Source organism: Aureivirga marina (genome assembly GCF_015767265.1).
Classification (GTDB): Bacteria; Bacteroidota; Bacteroidia; order Flavobacteriales; family Flavobacteriaceae; genus Aureivirga; species Aureivirga marina.
Genome location: NZ_JADPIB010000001.1, coordinates 559,407 through 573,059, shown reverse-complemented (window position 1 = coordinate 573,059; position 13,653 = coordinate 559,407). Strand labels below are relative to the sequence as shown.

14 protein-coding genes are annotated in these 13,653 nt (G+C 28.8%); 11 read left to right on the top strand and 3 right to left on the bottom strand.

Going from position 1 to position 13,653, the window contains the following annotated elements:
• Nucleotides 1-28 precede the first annotated feature (28 nt).
• The 6 genes from I1A51_RS02625 to I1A51_RS02600 all read left to right on the top strand — a co-directional run bounded on the left by I1A51_RS02625 (nt 29) and on the right by I1A51_RS02600 (nt 4,541).
• On the top strand, nt 29-652 hold the full coding sequence (locus tag I1A51_RS02625) for a bifunctional nuclease family protein (protein WP_196890863.1): 624 nt from the start codon (nt 29-31) through the stop codon (nt 650-652).
• Nucleotides 653-666: 14 nt separating this feature from the next.
• Nucleotides 667-2,064 carry a NupC/NupG family nucleoside CNT transporter gene (locus I1A51_RS02620; RefSeq protein WP_196890862.1) on the top strand — a complete coding sequence of 466 codons (1,398 nt, stop codon included), beginning with the start codon at nt 667-669 and terminating at the stop codon, nt 2,062-2,064.
• Nucleotides 2,065-2,263: 199 nt separating this feature from the next.
• Nucleotides 2,264-3,088 carry a thymidylate synthase gene (locus I1A51_RS02615; protein ID WP_196890860.1) on the top strand — a complete coding sequence of 275 codons (825 nt, stop codon included), beginning with the start codon at nt 2,264-2,266 and terminating at the stop codon, nt 3,086-3,088.
• 45 nt (nt 3,089-3,133) lie between these two features.
• Nucleotides 3,134-3,505 (top strand): 2TM domain-containing protein, encoded by a 372-nt coding sequence (locus I1A51_RS02610; protein WP_196890858.1) that lies wholly within the window; start codon nt 3,134-3,136, stop codon nt 3,503-3,505.
• A 37-nt stretch (nt 3,506-3,542) separates the two neighbouring features.
• Nucleotides 3,543-4,028, top strand: a complete 486-nt coding sequence (locus I1A51_RS02605) for a dihydrofolate reductase (RefSeq protein WP_196890857.1) — start codon at nt 3,543-3,545, stop codon at nt 4,026-4,028.
• Between the two features lie 3 nt (nt 4,029-4,031).
• A complete protein-coding gene (locus tag I1A51_RS02600) occupies nt 4,032-4,541 on the top strand; it encodes a gamma carbonic anhydrase family protein (protein ID WP_196890855.1) in 510 nt (169 codons plus the stop codon).
• A gap of 55 nt (nt 4,542-4,596) precedes the next feature.
• Here the strand turns inward: I1A51_RS02600 and I1A51_RS02595 are convergent, their stop codons facing one another.
• Entirely contained in the window at nt 4,597-5,601 is a 1,005-nt protein-coding gene (locus tag I1A51_RS02595) for an FAD:protein FMN transferase (protein ID WP_196890853.1), read from the bottom strand.
• A gap of 143 nt (nt 5,602-5,744) precedes the next feature.
• On the opposite strand from I1A51_RS02595, the gene I1A51_RS02590 reads away from it, so the two are divergent.
• The 3 genes from I1A51_RS02590 (at nt 5,745) to I1A51_RS02580 (ending at nt 9,614) form a co-directional block, all read left to right on the top strand.
• The gene (locus I1A51_RS02590) at nt 5,745-6,590 is read left to right on the top strand and encodes an OmpA/MotB family protein (protein ID WP_196890851.1); all 846 of its coding nucleotides are present in this window, start codon (nt 5,745-5,747) and stop codon (nt 6,588-6,590) included.
• Nucleotides 6,591-7,099: 509 nt separating this feature from the next.
• Nucleotides 7,100-7,750, top strand: a complete 651-nt coding sequence (locus tag I1A51_RS02585; RefSeq protein WP_196890850.1) for a response regulator — start codon at nt 7,100-7,102, stop codon at nt 7,748-7,750.
• A gap of 163 nt (nt 7,751-7,913) precedes the next feature.
• Complete coding sequence (locus tag I1A51_RS02580; RefSeq protein WP_196890849.1) at nt 7,914-9,614, top strand: tetratricopeptide repeat-containing sensor histidine kinase; 1,701 nt, start codon at nt 7,914-7,916, stop codon at nt 9,612-9,614.
• 1 nt (nt 9,615) lies between these two features.
• Here I1A51_RS02580 and I1A51_RS02575 read toward each other — a convergent pair whose 3' ends face one another.
• Nucleotides 9,616-10,110, bottom strand: coding sequence for a metallophosphoesterase family protein (locus tag I1A51_RS02575; RefSeq protein WP_196890848.1), 495 nt, complete (start codon nt 10,108-10,110; stop codon nt 9,616-9,618).
• Between the two features lie 121 nt (nt 10,111-10,231).
• Between I1A51_RS02575 and truA the strand changes: the two genes are divergently transcribed.
• Nucleotides 10,232-10,984, top strand: coding sequence for a tRNA pseudouridine(38-40) synthase TruA (gene truA / locus I1A51_RS02570; protein WP_196890847.1), 753 nt, complete (start codon nt 10,232-10,234; stop codon nt 10,982-10,984).
• Nucleotides 10,977-12,746, top strand: a complete 1,770-nt coding sequence (locus I1A51_RS02565; RefSeq protein WP_196890846.1) for an ABC transporter ATP-binding protein — start codon at nt 10,977-10,979, stop codon at nt 12,744-12,746. Before truA ends, I1A51_RS02565 begins: the two co-directional genes overlap by 8 nt.
• A 136-nt stretch (nt 12,747-12,882) precedes the next feature.
• Here the strand turns inward: I1A51_RS02565 and I1A51_RS02560 are convergent, their stop codons facing one another.
• The gene (locus tag I1A51_RS02560) at nt 12,883-13,542 is read right to left on the bottom strand and encodes a hypothetical protein (RefSeq protein WP_196890845.1); all 660 of its coding nucleotides are present in this window, start codon (nt 13,540-13,542) and stop codon (nt 12,883-12,885) included.
• Nucleotides 13,543-13,653 lie beyond the last annotated feature (111 nt).

Here is a 13,653-nt window from a genome sequence, read left to right as displayed (position 1 = left end):
AAAATTTACTCGTATAAAATTAAGATACATGAGTTTAGTACGCCTAACAATAAAAGGGATTTCATATAGTCAAACGCAAAGTGGCGCATACGCACTTGTACTTTCCGAAGTAGAAGGTAGTCGCACACTTCCTATTGTCATAGGAGCATTTGAAGCACAATCAATCGCAATTGCATTAGAAAAAGAGATAAAACCTCCAAGACCACTTACACACGATTTATTTAAAAGTTTTGCAGACAGATTTATGATTGCAATACGTCAAGTTATAATTCATAAACTTGTGGATGGAGTTTTTTATTCTAGTTTAATTTGTGAAAGAGATGGAATCGAAGAAATTATTGATGCAAGAACTTCAGATGCAATTGCATTAGCAACTCGATTCAACGCCCCTATTTTCGCTTACGAAAATATCTTAGATAAAGCTGGTATCTATTTAAAAGAAAAAGAAGAAACAAACCCTGACGATGATCCGTATTCTTTAGAAGAATTTGAAGATGAGAATACATCACAAGAGGAAACTACTACCGAAAATGAATATGCTCATAAAACATTGAGTGAACTGAATACAATGATGGATGAGGCAGTAGCGAATGAAGATTATGAAACTGCTGCGAAAATCCGTGATGAAATTAACAAACGCAAATCTAAATAATACCCAAAGTAAAGATGATACGCAAAATCTTACTAACGATCTTTTTATTCTTTAACATTTTTATTGTAAACGCTCAAGAAGCAGCTACAAATAGTCCAATAATTGAAAGCCAAGGATTTTCAATGAACTCTTTAATAAGAGGTGTAATTGGAATGATAACTTTAGTCGGTCTGGCATATATTTTAAGTTCAAACCGTAAAAAAATTAATTGGAAAACTGTTGGAGCTGGTTTATCAGCACAATTATTATTAGCAATCGGAATTCTTACTGTTCCAATCGTACAAAGTGGATTCGAAAAAGTAAGTGGTCTTTTTGTAAATGTTTTAGAATATACAAAAGCAGGTAGTGAGTTCCTTTTAGGAGGAATGATGAATGTAGAAAGTTTTGGATTTATCTTTGCTTTTCAAGTTTTACCTACAATTATTTTCTTTTCTGCTTTAACTTCTGTTTTATTCTACCTAGGAATTATTCAAATTGTTGTAAAAGGTTTAGCATGGCTTTTTACAAAACTTCTTCATATTTCAGGTTCAGAAAGTTTATCTGTTGCAGGTAATATTTTCTTAGGACAAACAGAAGCTCCTTTAATGATTAAAGCTTATTTAGAAAAAATGACAAAGTCAGAAATCTTACTTGTAATGGTAGGAGGAATGGCAACTGTGGCTGGAGGTGTTTTGGCTGCATATATTGGTTTCTTAGGAGGAAATGATCCTGCTTTGAAATTACACTATGCAAAACATTTATTAGCTGCTTCAGTAATGGCTGCACCTGGTGCAATAATTATTTCTAAAATGCTTTATCCTGAAACTGAAGAAATCAATACAGATGTAAAAGTTTCTCATGACAAAATTGGTTCAAACATTCTTGATGCAATCGCAAATGGAACAACTGAAGGTTTAAAATTAGCTGTAAATGTTGCTGCGATGTTATTGGTTTTCGTTGCTTTTATCGCAATGATTAACGGGATTTTTGGATGGATTGGAGATTGGACAGGATTGAATAATTTAATGGCTGCAAATACGCCATACAAACAATTTTCTTTAGAATCAGTTCTTGGACTTGTATTTTCTCCACTAATGTGGTTAATTGGTGTAGCAAAAGAAGATATGATGTTAATGGGACAATTATTAGGAATTAAACTTGCCGCAAGTGAGTTTATCGGATATATCCAATTAGCAGAACTTAAAAATGCTACAAATGCAATTCATTTAACATATAACAAATCTATCATCATGGCAACTTATATGCTGTGTGGATTTGCAAACTTCGCTTCAATTGGAATTCAAATTGGAGGAATTGGTTCTTTAGCACCAAACCAAAGAAAAACATTATCAGAATTTGGTATCAAAGCATTAATCGGAGGTTCTATCGCCTCATTACTTTCTGCAACAATCGCTGGAATGATTATCGGTTAATAACTTTGTTCAAAATAAATTTCAGAATGCCTTTTAATTATTATTTAAAAGGCATTTTTTTGTACCTTATTCATACGTTATAATTTTCTCGGTTTGGGCATTTCCCTATCGGGTCGGGCTTTCCGCTATATCTTTTGCTGCAAAACTGCAAGCAGCAAAAGGATGTCGCTGCAATCCCTAATGCAAAAAAGAAAGTATCATGAGACAGTATTTAGATTTAGTACAACATATTTTAGAAAATGGAAACCAAAAAGGAGATAGAACAGGAACAGGAACAAAAAGTGTTTTTGGCTATCAAATGCGTTTTGATTTATCGGAAGGTTTTCCAATGGTTACAACTAAAAAATTACATTTAAAATCAATTATTCACGAGTTACTTTGGTTTATCAAAGGAGAAACAAATATTGCATATTTAAAAGAGAATAATGTAAAGATTTGGGATGCTTGGGCAGATGAAAATGGTGATTTAGGTCCTGTTTACGGACACCAATGGAGAAATTGGAATAGCGAAGGAATTGATCAGCTTTCTGAAGTAATTGAAACCATAAAAACAAATCCAAATAGTAGAAGAATGATTGTTTCTGCTTGGAATCCTAGTGTACTTCCTGATACTTCTGTTTCTTTTGCTGAAAATGTAGCAAATGGAAAAGCAGCTTTACCTCCTTGTCATGCTTTTTTTCAATTTTATATAAATGATGGAAAACTTTCTTGTCAACTTTACCAAAGAAGTGCTGATGTCTTTTTAGGAGTTCCTTTTAATATTGCTTCTTATGCTTTACTAACATTGATGGTTGCTCAAGTTACAGGATATGAACCAGGTGATTTTATTCACACTTTTGGAGATGCACATATTTATAATAATCATTTTGAACAAATGGAATTACAATTGTCAAGAGAACCTAAAAAACTTCCAAAAATGCTGATAAATAAAGATGTGAAAAGCATTTTTGATTTTACTTATGATGATTTTAAATTAATGGATTATGAAGCACATCCACATATAAAAGGAGCTGTTTCTGTATAAAAATATTTAGTAAATTTATAGGAAGAAACTTAAAAAGTACATCCTATGAACAATCTGGAACAGCATGAGTTATATGAAGCAGCGAGAAAAAGGGTAAGACAAAAAAAAGGAGTTTTTGTTCATTTGATAATTCTAGTAATTGTTTCTGTTTTTTTGTACATAGGAAATACAGTTTTTGACTACGGAAAACAAGAATATGGAAATTGGTATGAAGTTGTCGTATTTGTTTGGTTGTTCTTCTGGATACTTCACTTTATAAATGTTTTTATTACTCAACAATTTATGGGGAAAAAATGGGAGCGTGAGCAAACAGAAAAATTGATCAATAAATATAAAAATAAATTAGAATCTATTGAAAAAAGAATTATAGAAGACGAGATATCAAAGAAAAAAGAAGATGGTGAAGAAATGGAATAAGGAAAGAGAAATATCAAAAACAAAACCTCATTAAAACATGATTACATTAATTGCAGCGATAGGAAAAAACAATGAACTCGGAAAAGATAACCAGTTGATTTGGAAATTATCTACAGATTTAAAACGATTTAAAAATTTAACTACAGGACATGTAGTTATTATGGGAAGGAAAACCTATGAATCGATGAACAAACCTTTGCCAAATAGAACAAATATTGTGATTACTAGAAATCCAAATTTTAAAGCAGAAGGTTGTATCATAGTTTCAAATATAGAAGAAGCTTTAAAAGAAGCAGAAAAATATGATGAGAATCCTTATATAGTTGGAGGAGGAGAGATTTATAGACTTTCAATGGATATTGCAGATGTTTTAGAAATTACACATGTTCATCATTCATTTGATGCAGATGCTTTTTTCCCTGAAATATCTTTAAATGATTGGGAAGCAGTTTTTGAAGAAGATCATGTTGCAGATGCTAAAAATGAATATGATTTTAGCTTTATAACGTATCAAAAAAAATAAAACATGATAATCAAAGAAATTTTAGGAAAGAAACCACATATAGGTGAAAATTGTTTTGTTGCAGAAAACGCAGTAATAGTTGGAGATGTAACAATGGGTGATGATTGTAGTGTTTGGTATAATGCTGTAATTCGCGGAGATGTTCACTTTATTAAAATGGGAAATAAAGTAAATGTTCAAGATGGAGCAGTGATACATGCAACTTATCAAAAATCGCCAACAACAATTGGAAATAATGTTTCTATTGGTCACAATGCTTTAGTTCACGGTTGTACTGTTAAAGACAATGTTTTAATTGGAATGGGAGCAATTGTGATGGATGATTGTATAATTGAAGAAAATGTAATTATTGCAGCAGGAGCTGTTTTAACAAAAGGAACAGTTGCAGAATCAGGAAGTGTTTATGCAGGAATGCCAGCTAAAAAAATTAAAGATCTAGATGTGGATTTATTAGAAGGAGAAATCCATAGAATTGCCAATAATTATGTCAAATATGCCTCTTGGCATCATTAAAATACAAAAAGCATCTTAGAGTAAATAAGATGCTTTTTTTATCTCTATAAGTTCATTATTGTATTTCTTCAATTTTTAAACTTGGAGAAGTGAAATTCGTTAAGTTTTCATTTTCGTCTACATAAATTAAAAATGCTTTAATTTCTTTATGTTTTTCTAAAAATTCTTTTGTTCTATCTAATCCCATTGCCATAAAAGCTGTAGCATAAGCATCAACATCAGCACAATCAATTTCAGAGATTACGGTTGCACTAATCAAATCACTTTCATAAGCAAAACCAGTTTTAGGATTTATAGTATGAACAAATTTTTCACCTTTATCATTCTTTTTAAATTTTCTATAATTACCTGAAGTAGCCATAGATTCATTTTTAAGTTGTACATATTTTGTAAAACTTCTTGTTCCGTCCGTGTTTGGATCTTCAATTGCAATTGCCCAAAAAGAACCTTTTTCCAAGTTTTTACCTCTAGCTCGTACTTCTCCACCAAGCTCTACTAAATAATTATGAATTCCTTTTTTTTCTAAAAATCTGCCAATTAAATCAATTGTATAACCTTTGGCTATTGAATTAAAATCAAGATATACTTGCTTTGAATCTTTAATTATTGTTCCATTTTTAAGCTTAATTTTTTCTAATCCAACAAATTTTAAAAGCTCGGCAACTTTTGTAGAATCTAAATTTTCCAATTCTTTTTCAGGGCCAAATCCCCATGCGTTTACAAGAATTCCAACAGTAGGATCAAAGAATCCGTTAGTGTTTTCATGTATTGTTTTAGATTTTTCCATATTCTCAATAAAAAGTTCATCTACAACTATTGTTGAATCTCCTTTATTGATTTTTGAAATGTCAGAATCTTTGTGATAAGTGGAAAGAGATTTATTAACAGCATTAATTATACTATCTACACTTTTTAGATAATTTACTTGATCGGTATCAAAATATTTAATGTTAAAAGTAGTTCCTAAAGCATTTCCTTTTAGAAGAATTGAATCGTTTTTAGTATCTTGTTTACAGGAAATTATTAGTATTGTTAATACCAGAAGTATAATTTTTTTCATACTATGAAATGTTTTGATTTAAGTTCTTTAACATTTAACAAAGATACATGATATTTAATCATAAATTAATCTTAAATATGATTACATTTTCTAATTTCCATATTAATATTTTATAAATTTGGACAATATTAAATTTTTGAAATATGAGAAAACTACTTATCCTAACTGCAATTTCGTCAATTGCTTTAACGTCTTGCGTTTCAACTAAAAAGTATAATGCTTTGCAGCAAGAAAACGAGCAGAATAAAGAGCATTTAACGAATGCAAAAGCTAACCTTGAAAAGTGTTTGATTGATAAAGACAAAATAGGTAAAGAGAATCAAGAATTGGCAGAAAGAGTTGATTATTTGAAAAAGAATAATACTCAAATGTTAAGCAGCTTAACGGAACTTTCTGTATTATCTAAAAGAGAAGCAGAAAATGTAAAACGCTCATTAGAGAAAATTGAGAATCAAGATTCTTACATCAGAAATTTACAGGATGCTGTTGCAAGAAAAGATTCATTAAATCTTCAATTAGTGCTTAATTTAAAAGGAGCATTAGCGAATGTCAATGACGAAGATATTCAAATTGAAGTAGAAGGAGGAGCTGTTTTTATTTCATTATCTGATAAACTTTTATTCCGTACAGCAGGATATACTTTAAATAAAAGAGGTATTGAAGTTCTGGGGAAAGTTGCAAAAGTTGTTAATAACAAGCCTGATATTGAAATTATGGTAGAAGGTTTTGCAGATTCTCGTTCTTATGCTGGAAAACAAGGTGTATTAGTGGATAACTGGGATTTATCTGTAAAAAGAGCGACATCTGTTGTTCGTATTTTAGAAGATAAGTATAAAGTTGATCCAGAAAGAATGATTGCGGCTGGTAGAGGTAAATATCACCCAATTGCTTCAAATGATACTTCTGAAGGTAGAGCAAAAAACAGAAGAACTAAAATTGTAATTTTACCTAAATTCGATCAATTCTTTGAATTATTAGAGAAAAAGTAAAACATATTTTTTCATAAAAAATTTACTACCCTAAAGAGCGCATCCTTTATCTTTTCTAAAAAACTTTGCTCTTCAGGGTAGTTTTTTTATACCCAAAAATTGCTATCACGTTTTTTTATCACTGTTTTTTTTGTTCAAAAAAATACTTTTTTAAAATTTTCTACAAAATTTTCTACAAAATTTTTAGCTCCATTTGAAAGAATTTTGGTGTTAAAAATTTATTCTTTAAAGATTTTTTAAAACTCTAATTTAAAATTAATTAAATCAATATATTTAAATGTAAAGTATTGGTTTTAAGGTAAATGAAATGTTATTTCTTCGGTTTGTTTTTCATTTTTTTTATTAAAAAACTATAGATTTTGTAATAACTAGAAATAAATTTTTAAGTTTGTTTTAAGTTAAAAACAAGCAAGAAATTTAGACTAACTGAAAACGGTGATGTCGAAAAAACACATTTTTTGTGTATTGTGTCGAATTATGAATTACTATAGTTTTGTAAACGGGAAAAGATGAAAAAGATAAAAGTACACATTGCAGATGACCACAAGATATTAATTGACGGTATCAGCGCTGTATTGAAGATTCAAGAGGATATCGAGATTGTTGGATGTTCTCTTGATGGAGCTCAGACCATCGAATGGTTTGAAGAAAATACAGCAGATGTTTTAGTTTTAGATATTAGTATGCCAAACGTCAATGGTATCGAGGTTATGCAGTCGTTCCAAAAGAAAAGGGTAATTCCTAATATAATCATTTTATCCAGCTATGATGAAATGAAGCTTATTAGGGAAGTATTAAAAATTGGAGCAAAAGGTTTTTTGACTAAAAAATGTGCTGGAGAACATATTGTTGAGGCGATTAGATCAGTTAATTCTGGTAAACAATATTTTAGCGAGAGCATCCAGAAGAAGATGGTAGATTTTCTATCTGGAGCAGGGGAAGAAAATAATCCAGAGAGTACATTTTTTAGTCCACTAACTGAAAGAGAAAAAGAAGTATTAAAATTGATAGGTAATGAGCTTAGTACAAAAGAAATTGCTGAGAAATTATTTATCAGTGTTAATACGGTTGAAACACACAGAAAAAAATTAATGAAAAAGTTGGGAGTAAAAAATGTAGTAGGGCTGGTAATTTATGCCATGAAAAATAGGATTATTTAACATTAAAATATAAAGATAGTATTTGGGGGAAAGGAGAGGAATTCTTATAACATTATTGGACCTCTCCTTTGTTTTTGTATTTTAATTAAAAATGATTTTGTTTTTAGAATACCTCACAAATAATTTTCTTGAAGTAAATTATAAGTGTAAAGAAAGGTAAAAAATGAAATTATTTACTTATATAATTATAACATTATTTAGTTCTTTTAATTATTATTGTTTTTCTGAAGTAAAGTTTAATGATTTTACAGAAGAATTTCAAGAGAAAGACTCTATTCAAATTCAACAGCAAGAGAAAATAAAAAATTTGCTGGTGTATTTGCATAAGCGTATCAAAATAAATGATACTAAACTAATTAATGAGACTTATGATTCGATAGTGACTATTTTATCGGAAAATAAACTTTATAAAAAAACTATTTATTATTTAAAAGAATCTGAAAAATTTGCACAAACAGATTTAAGAAGAGGAGATTTAAAATTTAGAATTGGTTCACATTTTTTTCGATTAGAAGAATATGATTCTGCTAAAGTTTATTTTAATAAAGCCCTAGAGATCTTTCCAAAAAATGCCAAAAAAGGCAGGGCAATGACTTATAATAATTATGGAGCTATTGAATATTATTCAGGAAATTTTAATCAAGCTGCAAATTTTTTTGAAGAAGCTCGAAAACTACAAAATGAATTAGGAAATGTTATAATAGAAATGACAATCCTAAATAATTTAGGAGGACTTTATCACATTAATAAACAATTTAATAAAGCAATAAGTTCTTACGAAAAATCCCTGAGAATTTTAGATTCCCTTCCAGATTTAGATCATCACTCACTTAAAACAAAATACACAGTTTATTTTAATATTAGCGATGCTTACGCAGCTAAAAAAGATTTTGAAAAAGCGTTTCACTTCAAAAATGCTTATCTAGAATTAAAAGAAAGTACTGATCAAAAAATAAGAACACAAGAAATTTCTGAAATTGAAAATAAATATAAAGCTGAAAAAAATAAATCACTTATCGAATTAGAGAAAAATAAAAGATTAAAAGCACAATATATTTCAGCAATATCATTAATTGGAGTTATAGTAATTTGCATAATACTTTGGGGAATAGTTTATAATAGGAAATTAAAAAGTAGAAATGAAGCTTTAAGAAATTCTAGAGAAAGATTAAAACAAAGAAATAAACAAGGACAATTAGAAAAACAAAAAGTTGTTCAAATAGCTAGTACGACAATTGATAAAAAAGAAGCTGAAAGAAAAATTATAGCTCAGACGTTACATGATAGTGTAAGCGCATTATTATCTTCTGCAAATCTTCATTTAATGGCTTCTAAATCTCAAATGAAAGACGAAATTCCTCTAGAGATTTTAAAAACACAAGAAATTATTGAAGAAGCTTCTGAAAAAATTAGTAACCTTTCTCATAATATATTTTCAGCTGTATTAATCAATTTTGGATTGAATGAAGCAATTCAAGATTTAACAGAAAAATATTCAAATAAAAATCTAGAAATTACTTATGATTCTTCAATAAATGCAAGATATTCTCAAAGTTTTGAAATTAAACTTTATCATATAATTGAAGAATTATTAGAAAATATAAAACAACACAGTGATGCAAATCACGCTTTAGTAACTGTTAGAGAAGTCGATTCAAATTTAGAATTTAAAATTTCTGATGATGGAAAAGGTTTTGAAAAAGATGACATCAAAGATAAAGAAGGTTTAGGATTAAGCCAGATTCATCTTAGAATTAAAGCAATGCAAGGAATTATGGCGATTAATTCTGAAAAAGATTCAGGTACGGTTGTTTATATTTCTGTTCCAATTGTGAGAAAACAAGAAGTATCAAACTTTATGTAAGTTATTTTTTACCTAATTCTACAATTTCCAAATTTTCGATTTTTCCTTTATCTAAGGTAAACCTTAACATCGTTCTTACTTGATGAAATCCGTATTTTCCAGCAGCTCCAGGGTTTAAATGTAAAAGATTTAATTTTTTGTCAAACATTACTTTTAAAATATGAGAATGCCCAGAAATAAAAATTTTTGGTGGATTTTTAGTCAATATTTTTTTAATTCTTGGATTATATTTCTCTGGATAACCTCCAATATGTGTTATTAAAACATCTACATTTTCAACTGTAAATCTATTATCTAATGGAAATTCTTTTCTAGCATCTGTTCCATCAATATTTCCATAAACTGCTCGAAGTGGTTTTAGTTTTTTAATAGTATCAGTCACTTTTAAATCACCAATATCTCCTGCATGCCAAACTTCGTCAGCTTGCTTGACATATTTTAAAATTGTTTCATCAATATGACTATGTGTATCAGAAAGTAAAAGAATTTTTTTCATATGATTTAATTTAGAAAATCAGTTTTTTAAGAAAATATTTAGAAAAATCAGCAAGTTTACAAGCTGTAAAAACGGATAAGAATTTCTTATCTTTGCTCTTTCACAAAAGTAATTTATTCCTTTGAGATATTTTATAGAACTTGCGTATAACGGAAAAAATTTTCATGGTTGGCAAATTCAACCTGATGCTATTTCAGTACAAGAAGTAATTGAAAAAGGTTTATCCAAAATTTTAAGAGAAGACATACAAATTGTAGGAGCAGGACGAACAGATACTGGAGTTCATGCTTCTCAAATGTTTGCTCATTTTGAAACAAATCAAGATTTAACAAAAGCGGATTATGCTTATAAATTAAATGCTGTCCTTCCAGATGAAGTGGCTATTTACGAGATTTTTCTAGTAAATGAAGAAGCACATGCAAGATTTCATGCAACAAGCAGAAGTTATGAATATCGAATTTTCTTAGGAAGAGATCCATTTTGTTTAGATACAACTTTACAATTACATCATCAAAAACTTAACATTGAAAATATGAACAAAGCTGCAAAAGTGTTGTTTAATCATATTAATTTTAAGTGTTTTTCAAAGAGTAAAACAGATGTCAAAACATATAATTGTAAAATTTATGAAGCAAAATGGGTTTTAAACGAAAAAAACTTAACTTTTCATGTAAGTGCAGATCGTTTTCTTAGAAATATGGTTCGTGCAATTGTAGGAACTTTATTAGAAATTGGTTTAGGAAAGAAAAAAATAGAGGATTTAGAAAAAATTATTTTAAGTGAAAATAGATCTAAAGCTGGAGTTTCTGTTCCAGCAAAAGGATTGTTTTTAACAAAAGTGGAATATCCAGCAACTATCAGAGAAAATGAGTAGTAAAGTAACAGGGAAAGCATTTGATGCAAAAATATTTAATCGTTTATTGAAATATGCTTTGAAATATAAATGGCAATTTTATATTTCTGGAATTTCAGCTATTTTGTTATCTGTTTTCGCAGGTGCAAGATCTGTTTTAATCATTGATTCAGTTGATGATTATATTGCCAAAAAAGACTTAGAAGGATTATTATTTTATACAGTTTTATTACTTCTTTTTCTTTTAGGAGAGGTGATTTTACAATTGATTTTTATTTATATCGCAAACTGGCTTGGACAAAATGTAATTAAAGATATTCGTACGAAATTATTTAAACATTTAGTCTATTTCCGAACTTCATATTTCCATAAAAATGCTGTTGGAAAATTAGTAACCAGAGTTGTTTCAGATATCGAAACGATTGCTGCTTTTTTCAGTCAAGGTTTATTTATGATTGTAAGTGATATTCTTAAAATGGCTGTTGTAGCTGTAATTATGTTATATCAAAATTGGAAATTAGCTTTGATTACTTTTTTAGTTTTACCTATTTTAATTTATGCTACTAAATTATTCCAAATTGCTATAAAATCTTCTTTTCAAGAAGTTAGAAATCAAGTTTCAAACTTAAATTCTTTTGTTCAAGAGAGAGTTACAGGAATGAAAATTGTTCAGCTTTTTAATCGTGAAAAAATTGAATACCAGAAGTTTTATGAAATAAATAATAAACATAAAAAAGCATACATTAAAACAGTTTGGTACTATTCTATTTTCTTCCCAATTTCGGAAATTTTAACTTCAATTGCTATTGGGCTTTTAGTTTGGTATGGAGGTTTAAAAGCAGCTGTAGATAGTACAATTACAGTAGGAGAAATTATAGGATTTATTACGATGGCTCAAATGTTATTCCGTCCTTTACGCCAAATTGCAGATAAATTTAATACACTTCAAATGGGAATGGTAGCTGGAGATAGAATTTTTGAAGTAATGGATACGGAAGAAACGCAGCCAGATTCTGGAACGAAAACTGCACCGAATTTTAGAGGAGATATTGCTTTTGAAAATGTTCGATTTAGTTATATTCAAGGTGAAGAAGTGTTAAAAGGTGTTTCTTTTGATGTAAAAGCAGGAGAAACGATTGCAATTGTTGGTGCAACTGGAGCAGGAAAATCTACTATTATTAATTTGATAAATCGTTTCTACGAAATTGATTCTGGAAAAATTAAGGTAGACAGAACTAATATTACAGAATATACGATGGATTCTCTAAGAAATCAGGTTTCTGTTGTTTTACAAGACGTTTTTCTTTTCTCAGATACAATTTATAATAATATTGTTTTAGGAAATAAAAATATTACTTTAGAAGAAGTTCAAGAAGCTGCAAAAGAAATTGGAATTCATGATTTTATTATGTCTTTACCAAAAAATTATCATTATAATGTAAAAGAAAGAGGGGTAATGCTTTCTGCTGGACAAAGACAATTGATTGCATTTTTGAGAGCTTATTTAAGTAAACCAAGTATTTTAATCTTGGATGAAGCAACTTCTTCCATTGATTCACATTCAGAGAAACTTTTGCAAAAAGTAACAAAGAAAGTAACAAAAAATCAGACTTCTATAGTGATTGCGCATCGTCTAGCAACAATTAAAAAAGCTTCAAAAATCATTGTAATGGATAAAGGAAATATTGTGGAACAAGGAAGTCATAAAGAACTATTGAAAAATCCAGAAGGATATTATAAAACACTTTATGATATGCAATTTGCTAACGAAAAATCTGCTTAGATTTAAAATATAAAACACCTTATGGAGAAATATTGAATTGTGAAATTTGATGTATAATAGATATTAGAGATCATATTTCTCCAAAAGATGTTTCTAAAAATATATTATCAATAAGAGTTTGATTCATGATTTTAAATTAAAAATTAAATTGTAATTCGAACAAAATGGAACCTTCAAAAACCAATTCATCCGTTGCAGCGCTAATATCTTTACGCCAATGTTGGTAGTCGAACTGAAGATTTAAAATTCCAATTCCTAAACCTTCAGGAGTTTCCGCATAATCAAAATTACTATAACTTGACCTTTCTGGAGTTAATTTAAAAAAGAAATCATTTTGGAAATTATGATCTTCTTCTGGAAAACTCCAAGATGTCCAATAAGAAGATTCATCATAAGGATTTTCTCCATTAAATTCATTTGCTTCCGATATAAATAACTTTTTATCTAAAGGATCAGAATTATCTAAAGTGATAAAAATTTCTCCACCATCAAGTGTTTTTCCATCTTGATAGCCAACAAAATACTGATTTAAAATATTTGAAACTCGATACGTTGCGGCAACGGTATCCAATTCTTCATTTAATTCATAAGATTCCAATTGGAAATCCATTTTTGTTGTATAAGGAATACTCATATTGAAAAATTCATCTCCATTTGCTTCTCTATTAAATGTACTTGGTTTGAAATCAAAGTAAATATTAGAATTAGATTCATTTTCAACTCGAGTAAAATCGGTCATGTCATCATCACTAAAACAGGAGGATAATAATAGGAAAAGAATGAGTAGAGCACTCATTTTAAGTTTTTTGAATAAGCATTTCATAATAGTTAAGTTTTAAGCTAAATTCTTTTCAAAAATTAATCCTTAGTGATTTTAATTTTCATTTTTATCTAAAAATTAGCTTTT

Coding starts and splice junctions, on each gene's coding strand:
- I1A51_RS02595 (WP_196890853.1), bottom strand. CDS start 5,601: ATGAAAAAAATTATACTTCTGGTATTAACAATACTAATAATTTCCTGT.
- I1A51_RS02600 (WP_196890855.1), top strand. CDS start 4,032: ATGATAATCAAAGAAATTTTAGGAAAGAAACCACATATAGGTGAAAAT.
- I1A51_RS02620 (WP_196890862.1), top strand. CDS start 667: ATGATACGCAAAATCTTACTAACGATCTTTTTATTCTTTAACATTTTT.
- I1A51_RS02610 (WP_196890858.1), top strand. CDS start 3,134: ATGAACAATCTGGAACAGCATGAGTTATATGAAGCAGCGAGAAAAAGG.
- I1A51_RS02625 (WP_196890863.1), top strand. CDS start 29: ATGAGTTTAGTACGCCTAACAATAAAAGGGATTTCATATAGTCAAACG.
- I1A51_RS02575 (WP_196890848.1), bottom strand. CDS start 10,110: ATGAAAAAAATTCTTTTACTTTCTGATACACATAGTCATATTGATGAA.
- I1A51_RS02590 (WP_196890851.1), top strand. CDS start 5,745: ATGAGAAAACTACTTATCCTAACTGCAATTTCGTCAATTGCTTTAACG.
- I1A51_RS02580 (WP_196890849.1), top strand. CDS start 7,914: ATGAAATTATTTACTTATATAATTATAACATTATTTAGTTCTTTTAAT.
- I1A51_RS02565 (WP_196890846.1), top strand. CDS start 10,977: ATGAGTAGTAAAGTAACAGGGAAAGCATTTGATGCAAAAATATTTAAT.
- I1A51_RS02615 (WP_196890860.1), top strand. CDS start 2,264: ATGAGACAGTATTTAGATTTAGTACAACATATTTTAGAAAATGGAAAC.
- I1A51_RS02605 (WP_196890857.1), top strand. CDS start 3,543: ATGATTACATTAATTGCAGCGATAGGAAAAAACAATGAACTCGGAAAA.
- I1A51_RS02560 (WP_196890845.1), bottom strand. CDS start 13,542: ATGAGTGCTCTACTCATTCTTTTCCTATTATTATCCTCCTGTTTTAGT.
- I1A51_RS02585 (WP_196890850.1), top strand. CDS start 7,100: ATGAAAAAGATAAAAGTACACATTGCAGATGACCACAAGATATTAATT.